Source organism: Natronomonas sp. CBA1123 (genome assembly GCF_009741925.1).
In the GTDB taxonomy this organism is placed as follows: Archaea; Halobacteriota; Halobacteria; order Halobacteriales; family Haloarculaceae; genus Natronomonas.
Genome location: NZ_WPCC01000048.1, coordinates 1 through 23,322, shown reverse-complemented (window position 1 = coordinate 23,322; position 23,322 = coordinate 1). Strand labels below are relative to the sequence as shown.

29 protein-coding genes and 1 tRNA gene are annotated in these 23,322 nt (G+C 65.8%); 20 read left to right on the top strand and 10 right to left on the bottom strand.

The features are described from left to right. The 4 genes from GJ631_RS16095 to GJ631_RS16080 all read left to right on the top strand — a co-directional run. Nucleotides 1-555 (top strand): NAD(+)/NADH kinase (locus GJ631_RS16095; RefSeq protein WP_156710134.1); only part of this gene is annotated, 555 nt, incomplete at its 5' end. 47 nt (nt 556-602) lie between these two features. Next, the gene (locus tag GJ631_RS16090; protein ID WP_156710133.1) at nt 603-1,652 is read left to right on the top strand and encodes a M42 family metallopeptidase; all 1,050 of its coding nucleotides are present in this window, start codon (nt 603-605) and stop codon (nt 1,650-1,652) included. Between the two features lie 90 nt (nt 1,653-1,742). Beyond that, complete coding sequence (locus tag GJ631_RS16085; RefSeq protein ID WP_156710132.1) at nt 1,743-2,858, top strand: hypothetical protein; 1,116 nt, start codon at nt 1,743-1,745, stop codon at nt 2,856-2,858. Nucleotides 2,859-3,172: 314 nt separating this feature from the next. Beyond that, nucleotides 3,173-3,790: a halocyanin domain-containing protein gene (locus tag GJ631_RS16080; protein ID WP_156710131.1), complete on the top strand. Its 618-nt coding sequence runs from the start codon at nt 3,173-3,175 to the stop codon at nt 3,788-3,790. A 28-nt stretch (nt 3,791-3,818) separates the two neighbouring features. Here GJ631_RS16080 and GJ631_RS16075 read toward each other — a convergent pair whose 3' ends face one another. Together GJ631_RS16075 and GJ631_RS16070 are read right to left on the bottom strand one after the other, a co-directional pair. After that, complete coding sequence (locus tag GJ631_RS16075) at nt 3,819-4,319, bottom strand: SRPBCC family protein (RefSeq protein WP_370518708.1); 501 nt, start codon at nt 4,317-4,319, stop codon at nt 3,819-3,821. Between the two features lie 40 nt (nt 4,320-4,359). Further along, nucleotides 4,360-5,298: an ArsA family ATPase gene (locus GJ631_RS16070; protein WP_370518707.1), complete on the bottom strand. Its 939-nt coding sequence runs from the start codon at nt 5,296-5,298 to the stop codon at nt 4,360-4,362. An 83-nt stretch (nt 5,299-5,381) separates the two neighbouring features. On the opposite strand from GJ631_RS16070, the gene GJ631_RS16065 reads away from it, so the two are divergent. Continuing rightward, complete coding sequence (locus GJ631_RS16065) at nt 5,382-6,146, top strand: FAD-dependent oxidoreductase (RefSeq protein ID WP_156710129.1); 765 nt, start codon at nt 5,382-5,384, stop codon at nt 6,144-6,146. 7 nt (nt 6,147-6,153) lie between these two features. On the opposite strand, the gene GJ631_RS16060 is transcribed toward GJ631_RS16065, so the two are convergent. After that, nucleotides 6,154-6,585: an SCP2 sterol-binding domain-containing protein gene (locus tag GJ631_RS16060; RefSeq protein ID WP_156710128.1), complete on the bottom strand. Its 432-nt coding sequence runs from the start codon at nt 6,583-6,585 to the stop codon at nt 6,154-6,156. 147 nt (nt 6,586-6,732) lie between these two features. On the opposite strand from GJ631_RS16060, the gene coaBC reads away from it, so the two are divergent. Genes coaBC through hpt form a run of 5 tightly spaced genes read left to right on the top strand, consistent with a single transcriptional unit; the run spans nt 6,733 to nt 11,297 of the window. After that, a complete protein-coding gene (gene coaBC / locus GJ631_RS16055) occupies nt 6,733-7,890 on the top strand; it encodes a bifunctional phosphopantothenoylcysteine decarboxylase/phosphopantothenate--cysteine ligase CoaBC (protein WP_156710127.1) in 1,158 nt (385 codons plus the stop codon). Nucleotides 7,891-7,938: 48 nt separating this feature from the next. Then, the gene (locus GJ631_RS16050; protein WP_156710126.1) at nt 7,939-8,349 is read left to right on the top strand and encodes a type IV pilin N-terminal domain-containing protein; all 411 of its coding nucleotides are present in this window, start codon (nt 7,939-7,941) and stop codon (nt 8,347-8,349) included. A 43-nt stretch (nt 8,350-8,392) separates the two neighbouring features. Then, entirely contained in the window at nt 8,393-8,875 is a 483-nt protein-coding gene (locus GJ631_RS16045) for a hypothetical protein (protein ID WP_156710125.1), read from the top strand. Beyond that, nucleotides 8,872-10,683, top strand: coding sequence for a hypothetical protein (locus GJ631_RS16040; protein ID WP_156710124.1), 1,812 nt, complete (start codon nt 8,872-8,874; stop codon nt 10,681-10,683). The genes GJ631_RS16045 and GJ631_RS16040 overlap by 4 nt, the downstream gene beginning before the upstream one ends. Before the next feature lie 44 nt (nt 10,684-10,727). Further along, nucleotides 10,728-11,297, top strand: a complete 570-nt coding sequence (gene hpt / locus GJ631_RS16035; RefSeq protein ID WP_156710123.1) for a hypoxanthine/guanine phosphoribosyltransferase — start codon at nt 10,728-10,730, stop codon at nt 11,295-11,297. Between the two features lie 488 nt (nt 11,298-11,785). Here the strand turns inward: hpt and GJ631_RS18750 are convergent, their stop codons facing one another. From GJ631_RS18750 to GJ631_RS16020, 4 genes are all read right to left on the bottom strand, one after another. Beyond that, nucleotides 11,786-11,926, bottom strand: a complete 141-nt coding sequence (locus GJ631_RS18750) for a hypothetical protein (protein ID WP_197425136.1) — start codon at nt 11,924-11,926, stop codon at nt 11,786-11,788. 367 nt (nt 11,927-12,293) lie between these two features. Next, nucleotides 12,294-12,368: transfer RNA gene (locus tag GJ631_RS16030), tRNA-Met, on the bottom strand. A gap of 60 nt (nt 12,369-12,428) precedes the next feature. Beyond that, the gene (locus GJ631_RS16025; RefSeq protein ID WP_156710122.1) at nt 12,429-12,968 is read right to left on the bottom strand and encodes a GtrA family protein; all 540 of its coding nucleotides are present in this window, start codon (nt 12,966-12,968) and stop codon (nt 12,429-12,431) included. Next, complete coding sequence (locus tag GJ631_RS16020) at nt 12,968-13,756, bottom strand: glycosyltransferase (protein ID WP_156710121.1); 789 nt, start codon at nt 13,754-13,756, stop codon at nt 12,968-12,970. Before GJ631_RS16020 ends, GJ631_RS16025 begins: the two co-directional genes overlap by 1 nt. 95 nt (nt 13,757-13,851) lie before the next feature. On the opposite strand from GJ631_RS16020, the gene GJ631_RS16015 reads away from it, so the two are divergent. After that, complete coding sequence (locus tag GJ631_RS16015; RefSeq protein ID WP_156710120.1) at nt 13,852-16,107, top strand: DUF2298 domain-containing protein; 2,256 nt, start codon at nt 13,852-13,854, stop codon at nt 16,105-16,107. A gap of 125 nt (nt 16,108-16,232) precedes the next feature. Here GJ631_RS16015 and GJ631_RS16010 read toward each other — a convergent pair whose 3' ends face one another. Then, nucleotides 16,233-16,502 (bottom strand): HAH_0734 family protein, encoded by a 270-nt coding sequence (locus GJ631_RS16010; protein ID WP_156710119.1) that lies wholly within the window; start codon nt 16,500-16,502, stop codon nt 16,233-16,235. Between the two features lie 129 nt (nt 16,503-16,631). Between GJ631_RS16010 and GJ631_RS16005 the strand changes: the two genes are divergently transcribed. The 7 genes from GJ631_RS16005 to GJ631_RS15975 are packed head-to-tail and all read left to right on the top strand — an operon-like array spanning nt 16,632 to nt 19,837. Next, complete coding sequence (locus tag GJ631_RS16005) at nt 16,632-16,913, top strand: 50S ribosomal protein L44e (protein WP_156710118.1); 282 nt, start codon at nt 16,632-16,634, stop codon at nt 16,911-16,913. A gap of 3 nt (nt 16,914-16,916) precedes the next feature. Then, a complete protein-coding gene (locus tag GJ631_RS16000; RefSeq protein WP_156710117.1) occupies nt 16,917-17,090 on the top strand; it encodes a 30S ribosomal protein S27e in 174 nt (57 codons plus the stop codon). 56 nt (nt 17,091-17,146) lie between these two features. After that, entirely contained in the window at nt 17,147-17,947 is an 801-nt protein-coding gene (locus GJ631_RS15995; protein ID WP_156710116.1) for a translation initiation factor IF-2 subunit alpha, read from the top strand. After that, nucleotides 17,948-18,127 (top strand): RNA-protein complex protein Nop10, encoded by a 180-nt coding sequence (locus GJ631_RS15990; RefSeq protein ID WP_156710115.1) that lies wholly within the window; start codon nt 17,948-17,950, stop codon nt 18,125-18,127. It begins immediately after the preceding gene. 51 nt (nt 18,128-18,178) lie between these two features. Next, on the top strand, nt 18,179-18,928 hold the full coding sequence (locus tag GJ631_RS15985; RefSeq protein WP_156710114.1) for a proteasome assembly chaperone family protein: 750 nt from the start codon (nt 18,179-18,181) through the stop codon (nt 18,926-18,928). A gap of 46 nt (nt 18,929-18,974) precedes the next feature. Beyond that, nucleotides 18,975-19,634 carry a J domain-containing protein gene (locus GJ631_RS15980; RefSeq protein ID WP_156710113.1) on the top strand — a complete coding sequence of 220 codons (660 nt, stop codon included), beginning with the start codon at nt 18,975-18,977 and terminating at the stop codon, nt 19,632-19,634. Beyond that, the gene (locus tag GJ631_RS15975) at nt 19,631-19,837 is read left to right on the top strand and encodes a hypothetical protein (protein ID WP_156710112.1); all 207 of its coding nucleotides are present in this window, start codon (nt 19,631-19,633) and stop codon (nt 19,835-19,837) included. Before GJ631_RS15980 ends, GJ631_RS15975 begins: the two co-directional genes overlap by 4 nt. Before the next feature lie 4 nt (nt 19,838-19,841). Here the strand turns inward: GJ631_RS15975 and GJ631_RS15970 are convergent, their stop codons facing one another. Then, nucleotides 19,842-20,615, bottom strand: coding sequence for a MarR family transcriptional regulator (locus tag GJ631_RS15970; RefSeq protein ID WP_156710111.1), 774 nt, complete (start codon nt 20,613-20,615; stop codon nt 19,842-19,844). Nucleotides 20,616-20,695: 80 nt separating this feature from the next. Here GJ631_RS15970 and GJ631_RS15965 point away from each other — a divergent pair, with 80 nt between their 5' ends. Continuing rightward, nucleotides 20,696-21,388, top strand: coding sequence for a metallophosphoesterase (locus GJ631_RS15965; RefSeq protein WP_156710110.1), 693 nt, complete (start codon nt 20,696-20,698; stop codon nt 21,386-21,388). Here GJ631_RS15965 and GJ631_RS15960 read toward each other — a convergent pair whose 3' ends face one another. Next, a complete protein-coding gene (locus GJ631_RS15960; RefSeq protein WP_156710109.1) occupies nt 21,389-22,648 on the bottom strand; it encodes an NAD(P)/FAD-dependent oxidoreductase in 1,260 nt (419 codons plus the stop codon). 115 nt (nt 22,649-22,763) lie between these two features. Here GJ631_RS15960 and GJ631_RS15955 point away from each other — a divergent pair. After that, nucleotides 22,764-23,322: pyridoxal-phosphate dependent enzyme (locus GJ631_RS15955; protein WP_156710108.1), on the top strand; the 559-nt coding region annotated here is incomplete at its 3' end.

The window sequence follows — 23,322 nt, the reverse complement described above, 5'->3', positions numbered from 1 at the left end:
GGGGTGCCCGTCCTCCCGGTCGAGGCGGGAAGCGGCGTTCGCTCGATTCCCTCCTCGGACCTCGAATCGGCGCTCGAACGCGTTCTCGACGGCGCCTACCGGACCGAACGCCACCCGGTCGTCTCCGCCCAGCGGGCCTTCGACGGCGTCCGCGCGCTGTTCGACGTGATGCTCGTAGCCGCCGAACCGGCTCGCATCTCGGAGTTCTCGGTTCGATGCGGCGGCGAGAGCGTCGCCAGGTTTCGGGCCGACGGCGTCGTCGCCTCGACGCCCGCCGGGAGCGTCGGTTACAACAGCGCCGCGGGTGGTCCAGTGGTCGCGACCGGAACCGACGTGGTGTCCGTCGTTCCGCTTGCGCCCTTCGCGACCGACGCCGACCAGTGGGTGTTGCCGCTGGAGGAGGTGACTCTCTCAGTCGAGCGCGACGAGACGCCGGTCGAACTGCTGGCCGACGGCCGAACTGAGCGCACTGTCGCCGCAGGCGAACCCGTCACGCTGTCGACGACCGATACCTTCGAGACGGTGGTCGTTCCCGAATCCGCGCGGTTCTTCTGAGCGGCGGAATCTGACCGCTTAAATCGCTCGCACCCCGAGTCGGGACCATGACGGACGACTTCGACGACGACCTACTCGTCGCACTCACCGAAGCGCGCGGCGTCCCGGGCTACGAAGACCGCGTGCGCGCGCTCGTTCGCGAGGAACTCGAACCGCACGTCGACCGGATTCGCTCCGATGCGATGGGCAACCTCGTCGGCAGCGTCGGGTCGGGAGGCTACGACGTGGTCGTGGCGGCCCACATGGACGAAATCGGCTTCATGGTGCGTCACGTCGACGACGACGGCTTCCTCGAACTCGACGCCCTCGGCGGGTGGGACCCCAGAATCCTCCGCGCCCAACGGGTCACCGTCCACACCGACGACGGCGACGTTCCGGGCCTCATCGGGTCGGCACCGCCACACACGCTGTCCGAGGAGGAGCGCGAGAAACAGCCCGACGTCGACGACATCCACGTCGACTTGGGGCTCGACAGCGAGGCCGTCTCCGAACGCGTTGCCGTCGGCGACCTCGTGACCATCGACCAGACCACCGAACGCGTCGGCGAGTTCGTCACCGGCAAGGCGCTCGACAACCGCGTGTCCGTCTTCGCCATGCTGGAGGCGGCCAAACGGCTCGAGAACCCGGACGTGACCGTCCACTTCGCGGCGACGACACAGGAGGAGGTCGGCCTCCGGGGTGCGGAGGCGCTCGGTGTGGACCTCGACCCCGACCTCGTCGTCGCCCTCGATACGACCGTCGCAAACGACGTGCCCGGCTTCGAACCGGGCGAGCAGGTGACGCGACTCGGGGAGGGCGCCGGCATCAAACTCAAAGACGGCAGCGTAATCACGAATCACAAGGTCCACCGTCGACTCCGTGCGGTGGCGGAAGACGGCGACATCGACCACCAGTTCGAGGTGTTGCCGGCCGGCGGCACCGACACCGGTGGCCTCCAGCGGACCTCCGGGGCGACGCCGGCGGGCGCCATCTCCGTGCCGACGCGGTACCTCCACACGCCGACCGAGAGCGTCCACGTCGACGACGTGGCCGCGGTCGTCGACCTCCTCGTCGCGTTCCTCGACAGTGAGGACGGCGACCACGATTACACGCTGTAACGGACCGGGTGTCGAACATCTCGACAGCCGTCTTCTCAGGCTTCGGGAAACCGCTCGTAAGTTTTTGCTCCCTTTCGCCGTCATGTAGGTATGAATCGACTTCTCGGATTGACGCTCGTCTTCGTGATGGTGCTAGCCGGCTGTTCGTCGTTTCCTGTTGGACCGACTGAGACGCCGGAGCAGACGGCAACCTCAACACCGACGCCGGCGGAAACGGTAACTCCGACACCGACCGAGTCGACGGAACTCGCACCGGGGGTGACGGAGAACGGCCTCGTCAACCCAGTTGCATTGATTCGGGCCCACCAGATGCGGTTGCTCGAGGAGGGGTACGTCCTCAACCAGACCGTCGTGACCACCTACAACGGGTCGGAATCGAACCGCCTCGTCGTCGAGTCGGTCGCGGGCCCCGGCGGCGAAGTCGGCCACCAGAACGGGACTTCCTCTGCCATCGATGCCGACGGCAACGAGACGGTCACTCGAAACGAACTGTGGCTGAACACCACCACGATGGTCACCCGCCACATTGAGGCCGGACAGACCACCTATCAGGTCCGTCCGCGGTCGTACCCGCCGGAGGCACTCATCTGGTTCGGCGGCCTCCAGACGCAGATTCAACTCGGCGGCGACCGCTATGTGGTCGACAGCGTCGAAACCCGTGACGGCGTTCGGGTGGTAACGCTGACGGCCAGTATCGACCGCGTCGGCGGCGACGGTGTCAACGACACCGTCTCGACACTGACGGTCGACGAGACTGGCGTCATCCGGAACGCAGTCGTCGATGTCACCTACGAGAAGGGAACGAACTATCGGACGAACTACACCATCGAGCAACTCGGAGTCGAGGCCCCCGACCCGCCGGCGTGGCTTGATACCGTCCCACCGAGTGCCGCACTCGACATCGGTCTCGATGTCTTCGAGTTCGATGACCAATCCATCCAACTCGTCCACACCCACGGGGATGCTGTGCCCGAGGGTTCGACGGTAACCGTCGTTTCGAACGGAACGACGTACCTTACGACCCTCGGTGAACCGTTCGCGGACGGTGAGCGGTACCTCTGGGTTGGGACTGACGGCTCGTTGCGAGCGACGGCCGACCGACCAGCTGACGGCAGCACCCGGACATTGGACACCGAGGTTACGGTCGTCGTTCGCGCGCCGGATGGGGGTGAGTTGTTCTCGACCAGCATCGGTCGATTCGGCTGATGTGGCGGAATGATGTAGCTGTGCGTTGTCCTAACTGTTCTCTCTCCGCATGAAAACGTCCGCGAGCGCGCCGTGGGCGCGCGAAGCGGTTCACGCCGCGCGAACGGAGTGAGCGCGGCGGCAGGGCGGGTGACCATCGGGAACCCGCCGCTGCTTTTTCATCGACGTTCGGAAGACGCCATCGGCGTCTTCCGAGCCCATCAGAAATCGGAGATTTCTGAGGGCGTTTTTGCCGCGAGGCGCGCAGCGCCGAGCGTGCAAAAAGGTCGGTGCGAATGAACAGATTCAGTACGGGGTGGTGGCAAAAGGTCGGTATGAGCACGAACGACATGAGCCGTCGTGGGTTCATGACGGCAGCGGCGGGGACGGCCACCGCTGCTGCCGCCGCGGGGACGGCCGCCGCACAGACGCAGGTTCCCGAGTTCAGCGGGTATCTCAGCGAAGCGAACCTCTACTCGGAGGACGGCGTTCAGGACGCCCGTGGACAGGAGGAACTGACGATTAGCGTCGGCGCGGGCGACAACGGACTGGCGTTCGACCCCGCGACGGTGTGGATTTCGCCGGGAACGACGATAACGTGGGAGTGGACCGGCGAGGGCGGCGCCCACAACGTCAACACCAACGAGGGCGAAGCGGAACTCGACAGCGGGTCCCCGGTCGCAGAGGGAGGGACGACCTACGAGTACGAGTTCACCGAAGAGGACGCCGGCATCACGGAGTACCGCTGTATTCCCCACGAACCGCAAGGCATGCGAGGTGGCATCGCGGTCGGTGACGACGTTCCGACCATCGAAGTCGGCGGCAGCCAAGGGCCGGCTATCATCATCCCCGACAGCGCGCTGGCACTGACCGTCGCGACGTTCATCGGGCTGGGGACGACACTCGGTCTCGGATACTTCTTCATGAAGTACGGCGGCGACTACGAGGAATAACGGACGCTCACTGTGAACTGAGGCGTTTTCAGGACGTTTCGATTTCTAGTTCCACGTCCCGTCGCTTCCCTTCGAGGTCGGCGACGATGCGCCTGACGACGCGTTCGGCCTCCGACTTCACTTTCGGCGTTATCTTGTCGACGACCCAGTCCAGCGAGACGAACCGCGGGAGGTTCAACGCGTTTCCGTTGGCGGAATCCGGCGCGTATTTGATGCGCATCGTCACCTCCGTTCCCTCCCCGCTTGCGTGGGGTTCGACGAGCCACTGACCGACGGCGTCGATGTCCTTGATGATGCGCCAGTCGATGCGGTTCGGCGGGTCGACGTCGGTGACGCGGGAGCGGGCGGTGTAGGTTAGTTTCCACCACGAGAAGTCGAGTTCGTACTCGGTTCCCGGTTCCCCGTCCCCGAACTGCCTGACGCCGGTGAGATGTTCGGAGTACTCCGCGTAGCTTTGGAAGCCGAGCAGGAACTCGTAGACCTCTTCCGGCGGGAGATAAACGACGGTCGTGACCTCGACGGTGTCCACACCCCTCGTTGGGGCGGCGATGTGGTAAGCGTTGGCCCGACTACAGGCGGTCGGCGACAGTTTCGACCGCCTCGATGCCGTGGACCTCGCCGCCGAGTCGCGGCACGAGCGTCAGCGGTAACTCGAAGCGCTCGCGGGCCTCCTCGATGCGCTTCTGTTGGCTCGCGTGAGTATCCTGACAGAGGTCACAGCCAGGGGTCGGGTCCTCGATGACCTTGTTGACGATGGCCCGACTCGCCGGGATGTCGTAGCTCTCTAACTCCGCGAGCAGGCGCTCGGTCTCCAACACCGCCATCGTCTCGGGGATGAGCACGACGCGGAACTCCGTCCGCTCGGGGTCGCGCAACACCGCCGCGACGCGTTCCATGCGGTCCTGTAGCTCTTCGAGGTCGATGTCGGCCTCGGCGTCGTCGCCGTCATCGTCGTCCCCTCCCGACCCCATGAAGCTCCGAACGGAGTCGGCGAGACTCGACACCTGCGAGCGGACGGAAATGAGTTTGCCCATCGCCGAACTCATCACGTCGGGGAGTTTCAGCAGCCGAAGGGTGTGGCCCGTCGGCGCGGTGTCGAAGACGATGTAGTCGTAGCGGGGGTCGTCCATGTAATCCAGAAAGAGGTCCAAGGCGGCGGCCTCGTCGGTGCCCGGGGCGACGCCGGCTTCGAGGACGTCGTCGACGTCGCTTTGGTCCAGCGAGATGCCGAGGTCCTCCAGTTCTTCGAGTGCGGCGCCGACCTGTCCGCGGTACTGACCGATGCGGTCCTCGGGGTCGATTTCGACGCCCCAGAGGTCTACGTCGTCGCGGATTCGCGTCGGTTCGTCGTCGACCGGGGCGTCGAAGACGTCCGAAAGCGAGTGTGCGGGGTCCGTCGAGACGACGAGCGTCGAGTGTCCCTCGCGGGCGTACTTCAACGCGGTCGCCGCCGCACAGGTGGTCTTGCCGACGCCGCCTTTCCCGCCGTAGAGTACGTACTGCGTCACGTGCGCTTGTACGGCGCCGTCGGCTTAAACCGTCCCCCGGTCCGAACCGGGGCGTTTGTAGGGGTGGGAGAAAACGGCCGGGCATGAGCGAATCCGAAACCCCCCGCGTCGCCGTCGTCGGCGGCGGCGTCACCGGACTGACTGCAGGAACGTTCCTCGCCCGAGCGGGCTTCGACACCGTCGTCGTCGACCACGGCGAATCCCTGCTCCGTCGGAACGCCCACCTCGAAAACGTCCCCGGGTTCCCTGCCGGCGTCAACTCCCGGCTGTTCCTCGAGTTGCTCGAAGAACAGGCGGGCCGCAACGGCTGTCTGTTCGAACAGGGACTCGTGACGAACCTGGAACCGGGCGGAGAGCGATTCCAGCTTAGAGTCGAGGGCGACGAGGAGTTCGACCTCCGGGCCGACTACGTCCTCGTGGCGTCGTGGGCCGACACCGACTACCTCGAGGCCATCGACGGCGTCGGACTCACCAAACGCGGCTCGAAGACGTACGTCGACATCGACGACGACGGCCGGACGGGCGTCGACGGGCTGTATGCGGCCGGCCGTATCGCCGAGAAGGCCCACCAAACCGTCGTCTGTGCGGGCCACGGCGCCGACGTGGCGCTGACGCTCGTCGACGACTCCGAGGTGCCGTACTACCACGACTGGGTCGCCCCGGAGGGGTATTTCACCGAGCGCGGGCGTGAGGTGCCGCCGGGGTGTGAGGAAATCGACGAAGAAGAGCGCCGCCGCCGCGAGCGGGAGTCGATGGAGGTGATGGTCGAGGCGTTCGAAGACCACCACCCAGACGAACCGACGATGCATCCGAGCGTCGTCGAGAAGCGCCGCGAAGAAGGAGAGTAATCCGGGTTCAGTACTCGAAGTCGGTGTCGATGTCCCGGCCCGTTTCGGTCATCTCGACGGCGGCCTCGCTGTACTGCAGTACTTTCTGCATGTCGCCTTCGATTTCGAACTCCCCGGACATCATCCCGTCGACGGGACCGAGTTCGCCCTCGAACAGTCGGACCCAGTTGGAGTAGGGGCCACGGAAGACGAAGCCGTAGTCCTCCTCTTCGGGGTCTTCGACCTCGTAGGCGTCCGTACACTCGCCGTTCACCAATCCGAGGAAGAAGTACACCTCCTCGCCGTCGTAGGCGTCGTCGGGTTCGACGACGAAGAGGAAATCGCCGTTGAAGCCGTCGCCCCAGCCCTCGCTGGCGTCGTCGTAGTCGTCGTTGTCGTTGAGCAACTCGCCGTACTCTGAAATCCAGGCGTCTCCGTCGCTTGGGAACTGAATCGCCATACATGTCGTGGAACTCCACAACGGATTGGCTGTTCTCCCGTGCATGCGGCGTGGGTTTAAGCCCCGTGGGTGGACGTGTCACGATTCGGGTCGTGACGCCCGAGGACGGCACGATGGTTTTTATTCGGGGGCGTCGAACGTCCGCCGATGCTCGATGGTGTCAACGTCGCGCTCGGGGTGTCGGGTTCCATCGCGGCGGTGAAGACGGTCGAACTGGCCCACGAACTCCGACGGCAGGGCGCCGACGTGCGCGCGGTGATGACCGACGCGGCGACCGGTATCATCCACCCATGGGCCCTGGAGTTCGCCACCGAAAACCCGGTCGTCACCGAAATAACGGGGTCCGTCGAACACGTCGAGTTGGGCGGTTACGACGGGTGGGCCGATGTGTTGCTGTTGGCGCCGTCGACGGCCAACACCATCGGAAAGGTCGCGAGCGCCGTCGACGACACGCCCGTAACCACGACCGCGACGACGGCCCTGGGTGCGGACCTCCCCGTCGTCGTCGCTCCGGCGATGCACGCGCCGATGTACGACCATCCCGGCGTCCTCGACGCCATCGAGACGCTGGAGTCGTGGGGCGTCGTGTTCGTCGACCCGCGACTCGAAGAGGGGAAAGCCAAGATTGCGACCGAGGAGTCGATACTCCTCGAGGTGGCCCGCGCGACCGGCGAGAACTCCCTCGCCGGGCAACACGTCGTCGTCACCAGCGGTGCGACGAGCGAGTCCATCGACCCGGTACGGGTGTTGTCGAATCGGTCGTCGGGTCGGACCGGCCGGGCAGTCGCGAAGGCCTGCTACGTCCGCGGTGCCGAGGTAACCGTCGTTCACGACGGCCCGGATTTACCGTACGCCGACGTCATCGAGGTCGAAAGCGCTGCCGAAATGCTCGACGGCGTCCGCTCGGTCGCCGACGATGCCGACGCGCTCGTCTCGGCGGCCGCAATCAGCGACTACACCGTCGAAGCGGCGCCCGAGAAGATACGCTCCGGTCAACAGCTGTCGCTCGACCTCGAACCGACGCCGAAACTCATCGATACGATTCGCGCCGACTACCCGGGGCTACCCATCGTCGGGTTCAAAGTCGAAACGTCGGGCGACGACGACGCCCTCGTCGAGAAGGCCCGCGAGACGCTCGAACGGGCCGACCTCGACTTCGTCGTCGGCAACGACGCGAGCGTGATGGGAGAGGACACCAGCCGAATCCTGCTGGTCCGGCCGGATTCCGTCGCCAGCCACCGAGGCAGCAAGACCGAAATCGGCGGGCACATCGCCGATGCGCTCGCGGCCGAGTTGACCGAGTGAGCGGTGCTCGAACGGGGACTTTTGGTGGTCGGTGGTGAACGCGCAAGCGTGTTCGACGACCGCGCGCAAAACGAAGTGACCGGAATGGTCGTCATCGTCGGCTTAGCGGTCATTCTGTCGTTGTTCTTCGGGTTCGTTGTCTTCCAGAACTTCACGGCGCCCGGCGACGACGTTCCGAAGGTCGCCTTCGAATACACCCACGACGAGGCGACCGAGGCGCTCACAATCACCCACAACGCCGGTGACGCCTTCGCCGCCGACGAGGTGTTCGTCCTCGTCCGTGACGCCAACGGGAGCGTCACCGGTACTCGGGTGTGGGGTGGCTCCGGAACGGTCAGTTCGGGCGACTCCATAACCGTCGAGGGGGTCGAACGCGGTGCGAGCGTTCGCATCGTCTGGGTAGCGGGCGCCGGCGAACGCACCTACGTCATCGGTCGGTGGGGCGGGTCGAGTTCGTAGTCGCTCGGAGTTTTTATACCGGCAGGACCGCTTGGAGGTATCGATGCGCTCGGACCGGGCCGTCGTCGTAGCCACTGTCGCCATCGTCATCGGCGTGACCGTGGCGTCGGGGCCCCTCGTCGGCGTCTCGCTGACCGACGAGCAGTCGTTCGCTCCGGGGTCCGGAACCGCGAACGTCACCGTCGAGACGGTTCCCGACACCGCGACGCTCACGCGAGCCAACTACGGCTCCGGCCCCTACACCCTCCGTCTCGACCCTGCCCGGATTTTCGTCTCGACGGTCTCGGGGCAACCGACAGTCGCCTACGAACTCGCCGTCGACGGGCTGAACCACACGCGAACGAGCGTCACGTTCATCGACGAGAGCTACGAGGGACGATACGACCTCACCTTCGCGCCCTCAACGATCGCGCCGGACCGAGTCGACCGCGAGCGATACAACGGAACGGTTCGCGTCTACGTCTACGACGAGCGGAGCGACCGACGGCTCGTCGAGCGTAACGTCACTATCGAGGTGAAACGGTGAAACGACGGCTCCGACGGTTCGGCCGTGCCGTCCTTGGCGACCGATACGGTGCTATCCTCATCCTTGCGACGCTTTCGGTGTACGCCGTCTACTGGCGAATCGGCATCGTCATCACGGACAGCTACACCGTCGCAAACGCCCTCGTTGCGCTCGCCGACGGTCACCTGTATCTCGACGAAGCCGTCTATGGGGCTGGTCTCGAAACGCCCGGGACTGGGACGGTCGACGGTCGACTGTACGGCCGCAACTACGGGCAAGTGGTTCTCGCCGTACCGTTTCTGTTGTTCATCGAAGCGATAGCTGCCGTCGCCGACCTCCGAGTCGCACTGGCGGCCATCTGGGCGCTCCTCGTCATCGGCCTCGCTCGCTCAGTCGGGTGGGAACTCGACCGCCCGAAGTACGCTGCCTACGCCGGAAGCGCCCTCGCCCTGACAGGGTTTACCGCCGCCATCGCCGGGGCGACGACCATCGACGCCGACCGCCACTACCTCATCGCACTCCAGATGCAGACGATGGTCGCTGCCGCACTCGTCGGCGTCGTCTGCTATCGCCTCTTCGCCAGAGCTTACGACCGTCGAATCGGCTTCGCTGGTGGGTTCGCCGCGAGTCTGTCGACGCCCATCGGCTTCTGGGCACAGTTCCCGAAGCGACACGTCCTCGTCACTCTGTGTGTCGTCGCTTCGATGTATCTCCTGTACCGGAGTCGCGAGGGCGAGGTCGTCGACGTTCGATTTCGCGCCGCCGCTTACGTCCCGGTTGGGGTCGCGGCGTGGGTCAGCGCTGCTGAAGGAGTGATTCTCCTCCTCGCGTTGCTCGTGGTCGACGTGCCGACGGCCGGCCGGAGCCTCCGGTCGCTCGCGACTGCCGGGGCGACGTGTGTCGCCTCCGTCGTCCCGATGTTCGTGACGAACTACCTCATCAGCGGCAACGCTGCACAGCCGCCACGGGTACTCAGCGCCGGTGGAGATGGGAGTCTCGCTCGCAGGGGTGACTCGGCGGCTGCCTCCGGGTCCGATTCCGGCACGGGAACGAGTTCGGGAGGGGACGCAGCCGAAACCGTCGACGCCTTCGCCGGCGGCCTCGATGTGGTCCTCGGATTGTATCGAAGGGGCGTCCGGACACTCGTCGGCGAATCCGGTCGGCTGTATCACACGTTCGTTCGAGGCGGCTACATCGCCGACGTGGCGGCACGTGATGCCGGCGAAGCGATCCGGCTCGCCTTTCTCGAAGCGATGCCGCTGGCGGCGGCGTTGCTCGCTGTCCCCATCGTCGCGGTTCGGACGGACTTCGGCGTTCGCTTCCGGTCGGTCCTAGAACGCCGTCGACTCTCGGCGCTCGGTACCGTCGATACCTTCGTCGCTGTTTATGCTACGGCGTTGACGCTCGTTTACCTCCCGCGGCTCCCGCTCCATGCGACCATCACCGTCCGGTATCTCCTCGCGCTGTTCCCCATCGCGGTGTACGCCCTCGTACGGATGGGGTCCGTCAGGCGTGTTCTCTCTGAACGGCTTGACCTGCTCGGATTTACCTACGCTTCGGGCGTTCTCGTCGGCGGCCAACTGCTCGTCGTCTATCTGTGGGTCGTCGATGCAACGCGAGGAGAGGCGGTCCAAACTCACGCTCTCGTCGGCCTCGGTACTGCCGGCCTGCTGGCGGCGTGGGCGCTCTTCGACGCCGTCGGCCGCCATGAGAACCGTTTCGGCGCCGTCGCACTCGGCCTGGCGGCTGCCTCGGGCACCGTTTTCCTCGTTCTGGCGGGACTGTGGCACTTCGCCTTCGTCGGCGGGCGGGCACTTCCCTTCGGGTAAGTCGCTATCGTCAACTTTTACCGCTCGCTTCCTGTACGGCGGGCATGGATCAGCTTCAGCAGTCGCTGCTGGAGGCGCCGATTATCGAAAAGGACGGCTACCACTACTTCGTCCACCCGATAAGCGACGGCGTCCCAATGCTCGAACCGAGCCTCCTGCGCGAAATCGTCATCAAAATCATCCGCAAGGCCCAACTCGAAGACGTCGACAAAATCGTCACGCCTGCGGCGATGGGTATCCACATCTCGACGGCCGTCTCGCTGATGACCGACATCCCGCTGGTCGTCATCCGAAAGCGGGAGTACGGACTCGACGGCGAGACGCCGTTGTTCCAAGAGACCGGCTACTCCGAGAACCAGATGTTCATCAACGATGTCGAAGCCGGGGATAACGTTCTCGTCCTCGACGACGTGCTCTCGACGGGTGGCACCCTGACGGCCATCTGCGGTGCCCTCGAAGATATCGGCGCCGACATCGTCGACGTGGTCGCTGTCATCAAGAAGGTCGGCGGCGAGAACAAACTCGAAGACTCTCCCTACACCGCCAAGACGCTCATCAACGTCGACGTCATCGACGGCGAAGTCGTCATCGTCGACGAAGACGGCGATTACTAACCACTTTTTACTCCCTCGGGTGTCCTCGCGCGCCTTCGGCGCGCTGTGGGCACCCCTCGGTCGCAAAAACTTGGGCAAAAACGACCCGACGCCGCCCTTCGGTCGGCGTCGGTGTCGTTCGAAAGACGTGCCTTGCGCGTCTTTCGTGATGCCAAGAGAGCGCTACGCGCTCTCTTGAGCAAACCGCGCTCGCTTCGCTCGCGCGGATGCTACTCTTGTGGTTGATAGCACACCGTAGAGCGGTCAATAGAGGCGAAGTACAGATTGGTGAGTGCAGGCTAAAATGGCCTTTCGAGAGTAGTCGTCCGAAATCAGGAGAGTATGCCTTCATTTGTGATTGATTCTGTCACAGAACTTAACATATCCGTTGACGTGGAGATAGCTATGGCTCTCCGTCGGCGGACTGTATTGGGGCGATTGGAGGGGGCCTGGTCTATCTTTCCGGCTGCGTTGAAATTGCATCGAATACAGTATCAGGATGTGTCTCATCAGTGCCGGAAGACGCGAACTCGGCTTCCGAAATCCGTGATGCCCTCCCCGATTACGAGACTGAGGCGGCTACTGAAGACGAACACTGGGACCGGGCTGATAATATCCAAGATGCGCTTTGGCACGCTGTAGACGGTCATCCGTGGCGATGTTCGATGGGACAAAAGACAGCGGATGGGGAACTCATCATCGTGGTGGATGTGACCTGTGTGCCTCGGGCGCGAAAATATATTCCCAGCGAGTGGGGAGGGATCACAATTCGTGTCAGACAGACCGCATGTGGCCCACATGAAGTACAGTAATTCCCTGCGGTCAGTACGCACCTGTACTGACCGGTTAGGAAAAACCACGAGCATCCGTGAGCGCGGAGCGCTCACGGTTCCACCGCGCCGAACGAAGTGAGGCGCGGGACCGAGACTCGACCGTAGGGAGAGTCGAAGTGTCTTTTTCATCGAAGTTTTTGCCGCGAGGCGCGAAGCGCCGAGCGTGCAAAAAGTTCGGAGAAGATAGCGGGAGGTAGATTTGAACTACCGATCTCCGGGTTATGAGCCCGGCGGAATCTCCTGGCTATCCCATCCCGCTACATCTTCGTACTTGGGTCCGACCATTAAGGGTTGTGATGTGCGTGCCGTCTGTGGAATCCTACCGCGAGTCGTGGACCCGCCAGGTGATGAGACTCTCGGCGACGTAGTTCAGCGTCATCCCCACGCCGATGCCGATGACGTTCGCGACGGTCGGCCAGAGGTTTGCCCCTCCGACGACGAGTCGAACGTCGGTCCACGAGGTGAGGAGATAGAGGACACCGAAGGCCACCGAGAGGCCGCCGAGGCGGACGGCGTGGGACTTCGCGTAACGCCGTATCAACGAGCGAACACCGCTGTCGCCCTCGTCGGCGAACGTCCAGCGGTCGTTGAGGAGGAACATCAGGGTGATGGATGCCTCGGCGCCGACCGCCTTCCCGGCCAGCGGCGGGGCCGTCACTCCTGCGATGACGCCGGAGGTCAGCAGCGCGACGATGACGGTTTCGAGTCCCGCCCCGGCGACGCCGACGGAGACGAACTGGCCGATTCGCTCGGCCGCGACGAGGGCGCGAAGTCGGTCCTGGATGCGTTGAAGCAGTCCATACTCTTCGTCCGCCGCGCTCGGCTCGTCGTCTGGGGTGTCGGACTCCGCTGTCGTCATTACTGGCCGTGTCCTCCTCGACCCTCGTTCGGACGGTCGACGAGCGCCGTCTCGTCCCGTGTCGCGGCAATCGCGTCATGGAGCGTGCTGTCCTGAATCCGTTTCGAGCGGTGGCGTGCGGTCAACAGTGCGGCGCCGAGGTCGACGGCGGTCGAAAGCGGGTCGACGGTCGACCCCGGTTTGTCCTCCCACTCGATTGGAACCTCTTCGACGTCCAGTCCGAGCGCGGCGGCCATCGCGAGCAGTTCCACGTCCCAGGCGAAGCCGGGTTCGTAGAGGTGGCTGCGAACCGTCTCCCACGCCTCTGCGGTGATGGCCTTCGCGCCACACTGGTAGTCGTAGAGGTCGGCGTCGAGCAATCGGCGGGCCAGCCACGCGAAGCCGTCGCCGAGGTAGCGCCGGGCGAGCGTCTGATGGCTGGTAACCGTCGCATCGGGATGGCGACGCGACCCCGCGGCCACGTCGGCGTCATCGAGTGCGCCGACGACGCGGCCCAGTTCGGCGGCGGCGGTGCTTCCGTCTGCGTCCGCAAACGCGAGGCGGTCGGTTTCGAGCGCCTCGAACCCGGCAGTGATGGCGGCGCCCTTGCCACGTCGGTACGGCACCGCGTTGGTTTCGAGGATGGGGATGTCGAACCCGGCGATGTCATCCAACACGTCCGGTCGCGGGTCGTCGATTTCGACCCGTAGCACGTCGGGCTGGAGCTCCTCGGTAACCGCACGGAGGTACGCTTCGAGGCGGCGGCGGTCGGGGCGGAAGGCGGGGACGACGACCCCGAGCGTTGACATACCCCTCTCTCTCGCCCGGGCGATGAAAAACCGTTCGGCTCGTCCGAATCCGGACTCCACAAGAGGTATAGGGGCCCACGTCCGCCGTATGGGTGATGGAATACGGGCTCGTCGCGCTCTGGCTCGTGATGTATCTCGCCGTCGGTCTCGCCGCCCTGCCGCTGTCCGGGGCGTTGTTTTCACGGTTTCACGACGGCGGTGCCGCGTTCGCGATTCCGGTCGGTCTCGCGACCGTCGCCGTCGTCGGCTACCTCGTCGGACAGGTCGCGTTCGGATGGCCGGCGCTTCTGGTGGCCCTCGCAGTTCTCGTCCTCGCAAGCGCCTTCCTCCGAGACTACGCCGAAGTAGACGAGCGTGCGTTCGCCGAGGCCGCCGCCGTCTTCGCGGTCGCGTTCTGTTTCGTCGTCGCGATTCGGTCGGTGTCACCGGCAATCGCTCCGCTTCCGCTGTCGACCGGCGAGAAGTTCCTGGATTTCGGGCTGCTCCGGACGCTGCTTCAGGCGGGAGCGCTCCCGCCGGAGGACATGTGGTTCGCCGGCGAGTCGGTACGGTACTACTACGGCGGCCACATGCTCGCCGCGCTGTTGACGCTGTTCACCGGAACCGCCCCCCGGTTCGCCTACAACCTCGCGTTGGCGGGGTTTTACGCGTCGCTCGTCACCGGCGCCTACGGGCTGGCCGGGGCTATCGCGGCGAACCACGACGCTCCACGCCGACTCGCGGCGGGATTGGGAGCGTTCTTCGTCGGCGTCGCCGGCAACCTCGAAACGACGGGCCGGATGTTGGTGTGGCTCCTCCCGGATTCGGCCGTCGTCGCGGCGACCGACATCGCTGCCGATTCGGACCTCCTGTCGTGGACGCCGGGTGACTTCTCCTACTGGAATTCAAGTCGCGTCATCGACGGGACGATAAACGAGTTCCCGCTGTTCGCGTGGCTCAACGGCGACTTACACGCACACATGATGAGCACGCCGTTTCTGCTTCTCGTCGTGGCGCTGTGTTACAGCTACTGGCGAACGCCCGAAACTGAACGGACGCGCCGTCGGCTCCGATTGGCCGCCGTCGTCCCAGTTGCCGGGCTGCTCGCGATTGTCAACACGTGGTCGTTCCCCACCGCAGGCGGGCTGGTTCTGTTGACCGTCGCGTTCGCGCCAGCCGACCCAGCGACGCTGCTGCCGTCTCCGGTGGCTGCTCGGCTTCCGACTCGGTCGGGGCTCGCCGAAGAGTTCCGACGGGACGGCCTCGCCCTCGCCGTCGCCGTCGTAGCGCTCCTGCTCGCTGGCCTCCTGGTGTTGCCGTTCTGGCTCGGAAGCGCATCCTCCCGCGGTGTCGGACTGTTCCCGCCACGGAGCGGACTCGGACCGCTGTTGCTCGTCCACGGCGGGTTCCTGCTCGTCTTCGCGCCGTATCTCGCCGGGCGACTCTCGAAGCCCTTCGAGGTGCTTCCGACCGACAGGACCGTCGCGGTCGTCGTCGGCGCCGCACTTCTCGCTCTCGGGGCGTGGCTCGCCGGGTTCGCTGCCCTCGCACTGTTCGGGCCGCTACTGGCGGTGGCGTGGCTATTGCTCCGACGCCGGGCCGACGTGGGCTTCGAGACGCTGTTGATGCTCGCCGGCTTCGGACTCGTCCTCATCGTCGAGTTCGCCCACGTCGTCGAACCGCAGTATCAGGGGTCGAACCTCGAACGCCTCAACACGGTGTTCAAGACGTACATGCAAGTGTGGGTGCTGTGGGGTCCTGCGGCCGGCGTCGCCTTGGCACGACTTTTGGACCCGACCGAGGCACTCCCCTCGGTCGACAGTTCGGCGTGGCGAACCGCGGGCGTCGCCGTCGCCTGCGTCGTTCTCCTGACGACGGGGCTGTATGCGGGGTTCGCCGTTCCCGCGCACTTCGAGGGCGAACCGGTCGGCGCCGAGAGCCCGACGCTGGACGGCACCGCCTACACGCACGCCGTCTTCCCAGAGGAGGCCGAGGCAATCGCGTGGCTCGACGCCCGGGAGGGGCAACCGACCATCGTCACCGCGGCGCCTGGCGGGTACTGGTGGCGACCGGAGGAGGGTGACGGTGCCTCCGCGCCGGCGAGTCTCACCGGCAATCCGACGGTACTGGGGTGGTTCCACGAAGAACAGTACCGCGGCGAAGCGGCCTACGAGAAGCGACTCGGAGACGTGACGACGATTTACGAAGGGTCGACCGACGAACAGACCGAGTTACTCGACCGCTACGAGGTCGAGTACGTCTACGTGGGTCCTGCCGAGCGCGCCCGCTACGACGTGACCATCGAGGAGCATCCGGCACTAGAAGTCGCCTTCCAGCGCGGTGACGTGGTCGTCTACGAGGTTCGGCGCTGACCTGAGAGTATCGAACAGGCGGCGTCGTATCCGACGGCCGGCCGCACGGTGTCCAAACGGCCGCCGGCGACTGCACGGAACATACGCCGCGTGGCCGCGGGTTCGTATATAAAGAGTGGGTCGACTCAGGCGGTCGCGGGGTCGCCCTTCGCCTTGATGACCTCGACGGCGTCGGCGTCGACGTTGTCCACGTCGAGGTGCATCGGGACGAAGTTCCGCTTGGCGAAGTCCTCGCGTTCCTCCTCCTTGCCGACGGTACACCACAGCTGGACGCGGTCGGGGCCGTGCCACTCGCCCTGTCGGGAGATGCCGAAGCAGACGTACTCCTCGCCGTCGTAGTCGATGACGGCGCCCTTCCGGATGCCGGGATCCCCGCGGATGATGAGCCGCTTCATGGGCGGGCCTTCGTGAGAGTTCGGGTTAAGCGCTTCGAAGGCCCCACGCACCGCCGGCCGTCCGTGGGCGGTCGAGCGGCCGCAAAACCAAACCCGTTTTAACCCACGACGCGTTAGCCGTCGATAACTATGGAAATGCCACGCCGGTTCAACACGTACTGTCCGCACTGCAACACCCACCACGAACACGAGGTGGAGAAGGTCCGAACGGGCCGCTCCTCGGGGACGAAGTGGGACGCCCGCCGCACTCGGCGCGGGAAGGCCGTCATCGGTAACGCCGGGCGGTTCTCCAAGGTCCCCGGTGGCGACAAGCCCACCAAGAAGACGGACCTCAAGTACCGCTGCAGCGACTGTGGCAAGGCCCACCTCCGCGAGGGATGGCGTGCCGGTCGACTCACCTTCCAGGAGTAAACGATGGCAGGAAACTTCTTCCGCGTCCAATGTGGGGACTGTGAGAACGAGCAGATAGTGTTCGGCAAGGCCGCAAGCACCGTCACGTGTGCGGTGTGTGGCTCGACGCTCGCGACGCCGACCGGCGGCGAGGCCGACATCCTCGGTGAGGTCGTCGAGACCGTCGAAGCGCGATAGACGGCAACCGGCGGGCGAACGGTGCTTTTATTCTCGTCAGACGGGTAGCGGAGGGTATGAAATACAGTGGCTGGCCTACGCCGGGAGAACTCGTCGTCGGACGCGTCGACGAGATCGAGGATTTCGGCGTGTTCGTCGACCTCGAAGAGTACGAAGACAAACGAGGGCTGGTCCACGTCAGCGAGGTCGCCTCCGGGTGGATCAAGAACGTCCGCGACCACGTCAACGAGGACCAACTCGTCGTCTGTAAGGTACTGGAGGTCGACGAGGATGCCCAACAGGTCGACCTCTCCATCAAGGACGTCAACGACCACCAGCGCTCCGAGAAGGTCCAGGAGTGGAAGAGCGAACAGAAGGCCGACAAGTGGATGGAACTGGCCTTCGGCGAAGACGTCGAAGACGAGACCTTCCGCGACATCGCGAACGAACTCATCGACGTTCACGGCTCGCTGTACGCCGGCTTCGAACAGGCCGCCATCCACGGTCCCGAGGCCCTCGAAGGCACCGACCTCTCCGAGGAGAACGTCGAGGCCATCGTCGAGACGGCCCGGGAGAACGTCTCCGTCCCCTACGTCACCGTCACCGGCTACGTCGACCTCGAAGCCCCGGGTACCGACGGCGTCGAGGACGTTCGTGAAGCGCTGAAAGCCGCCGAGGGCAACGGTGAAGTCCCCGACGAGGTCGAACTCGACGTGACCTACGTCGGTGCGCCGGAGTACCGCATCAAAGTGAAAGCGCCGAACTACAAGACCGCCGAGACGCAACTGGAGGAAAGCGCCGCGCGTGCCAGCGAGGCCATCGAGGCCGTCGGCGGCACCGGGGAGTTCCACCGCGAGCGCCGCACCGACGAGGAGTAGATGAAAGCCGACATCCGGGTGTGTTCGGCCTGGGAGACCGAACACGACCGGCCGGTGTACACGCTCGGAGAGCAGTGTCCGGAGTGTGGCGCCGACGCCGAAAACAGCGCGCCAGCGCCGTTTTCGCCGGAGGACCCCTACGGGGAGTACCGGCGGCGGGCGCGGCGCCGCCGCTCGTAGCCCGCCCGACTATCGCCGCGTTCTTAAGTCGGTAGCCCGCCAGTGAGTCGCATGGACGAGTTCGACATCGAGCGACCTGCCGACCCCGACCTGGACGACCCGGTGTTGATAGAGGGCTTGCCGGGCGTCGGTCACGTCGGCAAACTCGCCGCCGAGCACCTACTCGAGGAGTTCGACGCCGAGTTGGTGCGCCGGGTGTACTCCGAGCACTTCCCGCCGCAGGTGACCGTCGAGGACGGCAAGACGACGCTGGCGTGTGCGGAGGTCCACGCTATTCGCGACGCCGGCCACGACATGCTGGTGTTGACCGGCGACCACCAGGCCGGCGACGGTCCCGGCCACTACCGCCTCGCCGACGCCTTCCTCGACGTGGCGGGCGCCTTCGAGACCGACCGCATCTTCGCGTTGGGCGGCGTCCCGACCGGCGAGTTGGTCGACGAACCGGACGTGGTCGGGGCGGCGACGACCGACGAGTTCATCGAGGAACTCGAAGATGTCGGCGTCGAGTTCCGCGAGGACGAGCCCGCCGGCGGCATCGTCGGCATCTCCGGACTGCTTCTCGGGTTGGGCGAGCGCCGCGGCTACGACGCCGCCTGCCTGATGGGCGAGACGAGCGGCTATCTTGTCGACCCCAAGAGTGCCCGTGCCGTGTTGGAGGTTCTACAGGACGCCGTCGGCTTCGACATCGGCTACGATTCCCTCGAAGAGCGTGCCGAGGAGATGGAAGAGGTCGTCAAACGCATCCGGCAGATGGAACAGGGCGCTGCCCCGAGCGACGAGGACCTCCGGTACATCGGCTAGGTGCCGTCGGTAGCCGCCCCATCTTGCCGAATCCCAACACGCTCTTATGCGATTCCCCCCTAGAGGGGGTGTGGTCGTCGAATCGCTACTCGGATTGCCGCGATGGCTCCTCCTCGGCGTGTCCGTCGGTGCGCTCGTGAGTGTCGTCGTTGCAGCGACGTTCGTCGTCGCCTCGCGGGTGTTCCCGGACGGCAACGAGAGCCGGTCGGCGTGGCCCTCCAGCGAGGGCCGCCGCCGCGCCGAAATTCGACGCTATCTCGACGCTATCGGCGAGCGCTTCGCCGAAGATACGCGTGCCCACGGTGAACCGGTCGCCTTCTATCTTCCCCACCGAGACGTGGCCGTCACGTTCGACGCACGGACGTTCTACGCCTTAGAACACACCCCGACGTACGCCATCCTCATGGAACACGAGATGCCCGGTATCGCACTCGGCAACCGACTCCCCTTCGAGACGCCAGACGTGGATTTCGGCGACACCGGCCGCGGTTCCGGACGCCGCTCGCGCCGCTCGAACCGGAGCGTCGACCCGGCGGAGACTGCCTACGCCGTCCTCGGACTCCCGAGTGGAGCCAGCGAGGACGCGGTCCAGCAAGCCTACCGCCGCCGCGTCAAGGAAGTCCACCCCGACCAGGGCGGTGACGAGGATGAGTTCAAACGAGTCCGTGAGGCGTACGACACCGCCAAGCAACACGCCTCCTCGTGACTCGAGTTCCCATCACGGAGACCGTCGTCGAACAACTCCGCGAAGTACTGGATTCGGGGCGACTGGACGCCCCACACAACTGGATGGCCGCGCAGTTCGCGGCACAGGACCTCGGCCACGAGGAACTGGCGACGTTCATCTACGAAGCCGACGCCGCGACGTACTACGAGGCCGTCGAAAAAGCACAGAGCGACACGCAGTAGTGTTTTACACGTCGTCGACTTCGTAGGCCAACCCGGCGTCCCGTAAAGCGTCGGTAACCCGTCCGGCGAGGTCGGTCGTAGCGACGACGACCACGTCGAGACCGCGACTCGCGGCGTCGGCGGCGACTTCGCCGGCCGCGAACGTCACGTCCGCGTCGACGCCGGAATCGCGGAGGGCGGCGACGGCCTCGACGCCGGCGGCGGCGACCACGTCGGCGGCGTCGGCGGCCGCTCGAAGCGACTCCGACCCTGTCGGCGCCGACGAGCGAATGGGTGCGACCTGAAACACCGTCACGTCGCCGGGTTCGAGGTCGATGATGCCGGCGAAGCCGGTGACGCCGACGACTTCGCCCTCACTCGCGTCGGTCGTGGCGACGCCGGTTGCGGGTCCCTCCTCGCCAGGGTCGGCGTGGAGGAGTCCATTCCGGATGAAAAGCGACACCGCGTCGCCGGATTCGATGTCGGCGGTGGCGAGGGCGGCGTCCTCCTGCATGCTCCCGAGGACGTCCTCGGTGACGTGGTCGGCGAAGCGGCGCACGTCGGAGGCCTGCTGGAACAGCCAGTCGACGCCCTGTTTGGTGACGCGGTACCGCGAGCGGGCCTCCTTCTCGACGAACCCCTCGTCGACGAGTTCGCGGATGTACTCGGAGACGGCCTGACTCGTCACGCCGACGGCGTCTGCGATTTCCCCCTGGTTGACCGCCGGCTGGCGATCCGCTATCTCGACGAGGACGCGGAACTTCGTCGCCGAGCGCTTGTTGTCGAGGACATCGACCATACCGGTTCCTCGGGACGATTATTTATAAACCCCGGCGACACCCCCGCCAGCGCTTTGCCGCCGCCGACCGTACGGCCGACATGGAGTTCGAGCCGTGTGACAGAGCGGTGTATCTGCCGGCCGCCGACGCGCTCGTCTGTGCGGACCTCCACGTCGGCCGCGCCGCCACCTCGAACGTCGAGTGGGGCTTCGGAGAACACGCACACGCGACTCTCCTCGAGCGGTTCGAGGCGCTCCTCGAGCGGTTCGCTCCGTCGGAAGCCGTGTTAGCCGGCGACGTGCTCCACGCCTTCGATAGCCTCCCGCGAGGCGTCGTCGAGACGGTTCGGGAACTCCAGCGCGTGGCAGAGGCGGCCGAGACCCGACTCCTCGCCACGCCGGGGAACCACGACACGATGCTCGAAGAACTGTGGGACGGCCCGATAGCCGAGGAGTACCGCCTCGGCGGTGTCGTCGTCACCCACGGTCACGAACGACCGGAAACGGACGCCGACTGCTACGTCGTCGGCCACGACCACCCGACCATCGAAATCGAGGGGAAGCGACGTGCCTGCTACCTCTACGGCCCCGAGCAGTACGAGGATGCGGACGTGTTGATGCTGCCGTCGTTCAGTCGGCTGCCGGCCGGTGTCGCCGTCAACGGGATGACCGCGAGCGAGTTCCAGTCGCCGCTCGTCACCGACGCCGACGGACTCCGTCCCATCGTCCGCGACGAGGACGCCGACGAGACCCACGAGTTCCCGCCGCTCGGGGAGTTCCGCCGACTGCTGTAGTCAGTCGTCGTCCGCGAGGACGGCGTCTGCGGCCCGCTTTCCGCTCTCGAGTGCGCCCTGAATCGACGACCACTGCGTGTAGTCGCCGGCGAGATACACCGGTCCCTCGGGGGCATCGACGCCGGGGAGCGACGAACGGAACCCCGGCGGTTGGGCGAACTGTGCGAACTCGATTCGGTCGACGGCGACGGCTTCGAGTTCGCCGAAGTGGTTCTCGGGATACCACGAATCGAGCGCCTCTCGGACGGTCTCGACGAGTTCCTCGTCGTCGTCGTCCTGCTCGCCGAGGAACGTCGCGCTGAGGAGGTCACGGCCCTCGGGTGCGTACTCCGAGGCGGCAGCGGACATCGGTGCGACGGTGTTCGGCCGGTCGTCGTCGGCGTTGAGCAGGATACGTGACCCGGTGTCGAGCGTCTGGTGGTCCGGCACCGAACAGTGGACGGTGACGCAGGCTTTCGCCTCCGTGGGCGTCTCGATATCCGCCAGGTCACCGGCCGATTTCGGGTCCGTGGCGACGACGACGGCGTCCGGCCGCCGGGTTTCGCCGCCGGCCTCGACGGTTACTTCGTCACCGTCGGCGTCGACTCCCGTCACGCCGGTTCCCGTCTGGATGGTCGCGCCTGCGGTTTCGGCCCGCCGTCGCAGTTGCGCCGGAATCGCGCCCATCCCCGCTGCCGGAACGACCGTCTCGCCCTCCGAGAGGGCCTTGAACGTGTACTCGAAGACGTGACTCGACGTCGACAGCGAGCGGTCCAGCGTGATGCCGCCGTAGAACGGCGCGGCGAAGTTCTCGACGAACGCCTTCGAGAAGCCCTCTGCTGCGAGGTACTCCCGAATCGAGGTGTCGTCGCCGTCGAACAGCGTCCCCCACTCCCGACGCTTCAACTCCCGCTGGAGGCGAAACAGGCGGAGTTTGTCGCCCGTCCGAACGTCTCGGTTCAGAAGCGTCGGCACCGCCGCGCTCGGTTGTCCGAGCGGGTCCGACAGCGTCGAGCGGTGGTTCGGCCGGGCGATGGTCGCGCCAGGGGCGAAGCGCCGGAGATTCAGCGCGTCGAGGTCGAGTTCGCGTCGAGCGGCGGGGTAAGCGGTGAACAGCACCTGAAAGCCGCGATCCAGCGTGAACCCGTCGACGGTCCGTGAGCGGACGCGGCCGCCGACCTCCTCGCGTTCCTCGAACAGTTCGACTTCAGCGCCCGCCTCCGCGAGGTGTCGGGCGGCGACCAGTCCGGCGAGTCCGCCACCGGCGACGACGACGTGCATACCCTCGGATTCGGCCGGCCACCTCAAACGCCTTTCCGTCCCGACACCGCAAGTGCGGCCGCCGCCGTCTGACCGGGAAGGACAGGGCTTTGCCACCGCCGTCCCAACTTCACGTATGACGAGTTTCGAGGGCTTTCGCTGTACCGACTGCGGTGAGACGGTCGACGACGAGGCCCCCACCCGATGCCCCGAGTGCGGCGGGACGCTCGATGCGACCTACGACTACGACGCCGCCGAACTGAGTCGGGAGACGCTCGCCGACCGCTCCGGCGCGTGGGCGGCCCGCGAACTGTTCCCGTTCGTTCCGAAGGGGATGGGCGAGGGAGCGACGCCGCTGGTCGAGGCACCACGGCTGGCCGAGGAGTTGGGCGTCGGCTCCGTCTACATCAAAAACGAGGCGCACAACCCGACGGGGACGGTGACCGACCGCGGCCTCGCCGTCGTCGCCGAGGCCGCCCGCCGGGCCGACGCCGACACGCTCGCCCTGCCGACGACGGGCAACGGTGGACAGTCCGCTGCGGCCTACGCGGCCCGCGCCGGCTTGCTCTCGCGGGTGTTCGTCCCCAGCCGTGCGAACTTCATCAACAAGGCGATGATAAACGTCCACGGCGGCGACATGCGCGTCGTCGAGGGGCGCTTCGACGACGCCCGCGAGACCTACGAGCGCGAACGCG

Bases quoted from the DNA above. Each gene is read 5' to 3' on its own strand.
- GJ631_RS16060 (WP_156710128.1), bottom strand. From the start codon at position 6,585: ATGGCGATTCAGTTCCCAAGCGACGGAGACGCCTGGATTTCAGAGTAC.
- GJ631_RS16085 (WP_156710132.1), top strand. From the start codon at position 1,743: ATGAATCGACTTCTCGGATTGACGCTCGTCTTCGTGATGGTGCTAGCC.
- hpt (WP_156710123.1), top strand. From the start codon at position 10,728: ATGGATCAGCTTCAGCAGTCGCTGCTGGAGGCGCCGATTATCGAAAAG.
- GJ631_RS15990 (WP_156710115.1), top strand. From the start codon at position 17,948: ATGAAAGCCGACATCCGGGTGTGTTCGGCCTGGGAGACCGAACACGAC.
- GJ631_RS16000 (WP_156710117.1), top strand. From the start codon at position 16,917: ATGGCAGGAAACTTCTTCCGCGTCCAATGTGGGGACTGTGAGAACGAG.
- GJ631_RS18750 (WP_197425136.1), bottom strand. From the start codon at position 11,926: ATGACCGTCTACAGCGTGCCAAAGCGCATCTTGGATATTATCAGCCCG.
- GJ631_RS16005 (WP_156710118.1), top strand. From the start codon at position 16,632: ATGGAAATGCCACGCCGGTTCAACACGTACTGTCCGCACTGCAACACC.
- GJ631_RS16065 (WP_156710129.1), top strand. From the start codon at position 5,382: ATGAGCGAATCCGAAACCCCCCGCGTCGCCGTCGTCGGCGGCGGCGTC.
- GJ631_RS15980 (WP_156710113.1), top strand. From the start codon at position 18,975: ATGCGATTCCCCCCTAGAGGGGGTGTGGTCGTCGAATCGCTACTCGGA.
- GJ631_RS16015 (WP_156710120.1), top strand. From the start codon at position 13,852: ATGGAATACGGGCTCGTCGCGCTCTGGCTCGTGATGTATCTCGCCGTC.
- GJ631_RS16045 (WP_156710125.1), top strand. From the start codon at position 8,393: ATGCGCTCGGACCGGGCCGTCGTCGTAGCCACTGTCGCCATCGTCATC.
- GJ631_RS15965 (WP_156710110.1), top strand. From the start codon at position 20,696: ATGGAGTTCGAGCCGTGTGACAGAGCGGTGTATCTGCCGGCCGCCGAC.
- GJ631_RS16025 (WP_156710122.1), bottom strand. From the start codon at position 12,968: ATGACGACAGCGGAGTCCGACACCCCAGACGACGAGCCGAGCGCGGCG.
- GJ631_RS16020 (WP_156710121.1), bottom strand. From the start codon at position 13,756: ATGTCAACGCTCGGGGTCGTCGTCCCCGCCTTCCGCCCCGACCGCCGC.
- GJ631_RS16010 (WP_156710119.1), bottom strand. From the start codon at position 16,502: ATGAAGCGGCTCATCATCCGCGGGGATCCCGGCATCCGGAAGGGCGCC.
- GJ631_RS16090 (WP_156710133.1), top strand. From the start codon at position 603: ATGACGGACGACTTCGACGACGACCTACTCGTCGCACTCACCGAAGCG.
- GJ631_RS15985 (WP_156710114.1), top strand. From the start codon at position 18,179: ATGGACGAGTTCGACATCGAGCGACCTGCCGACCCCGACCTGGACGAC.
- GJ631_RS16080 (WP_156710131.1), top strand. From the start codon at position 3,173: ATGAGCACGAACGACATGAGCCGTCGTGGGTTCATGACGGCAGCGGCG.
- GJ631_RS15960 (WP_156710109.1), bottom strand. From the start codon at position 22,648: ATGCACGTCGTCGTCGCCGGTGGCGGACTCGCCGGACTGGTCGCCGCC.
- coaBC (WP_156710127.1), top strand. From the start codon at position 6,733: ATGCTCGATGGTGTCAACGTCGCGCTCGGGGTGTCGGGTTCCATCGCG.
- GJ631_RS15970 (WP_156710111.1), bottom strand. From the start codon at position 20,615: ATGGTCGATGTCCTCGACAACAAGCGCTCGGCGACGAAGTTCCGCGTC.
- GJ631_RS15995 (WP_156710116.1), top strand. From the start codon at position 17,147: ATGAAATACAGTGGCTGGCCTACGCCGGGAGAACTCGTCGTCGGACGC.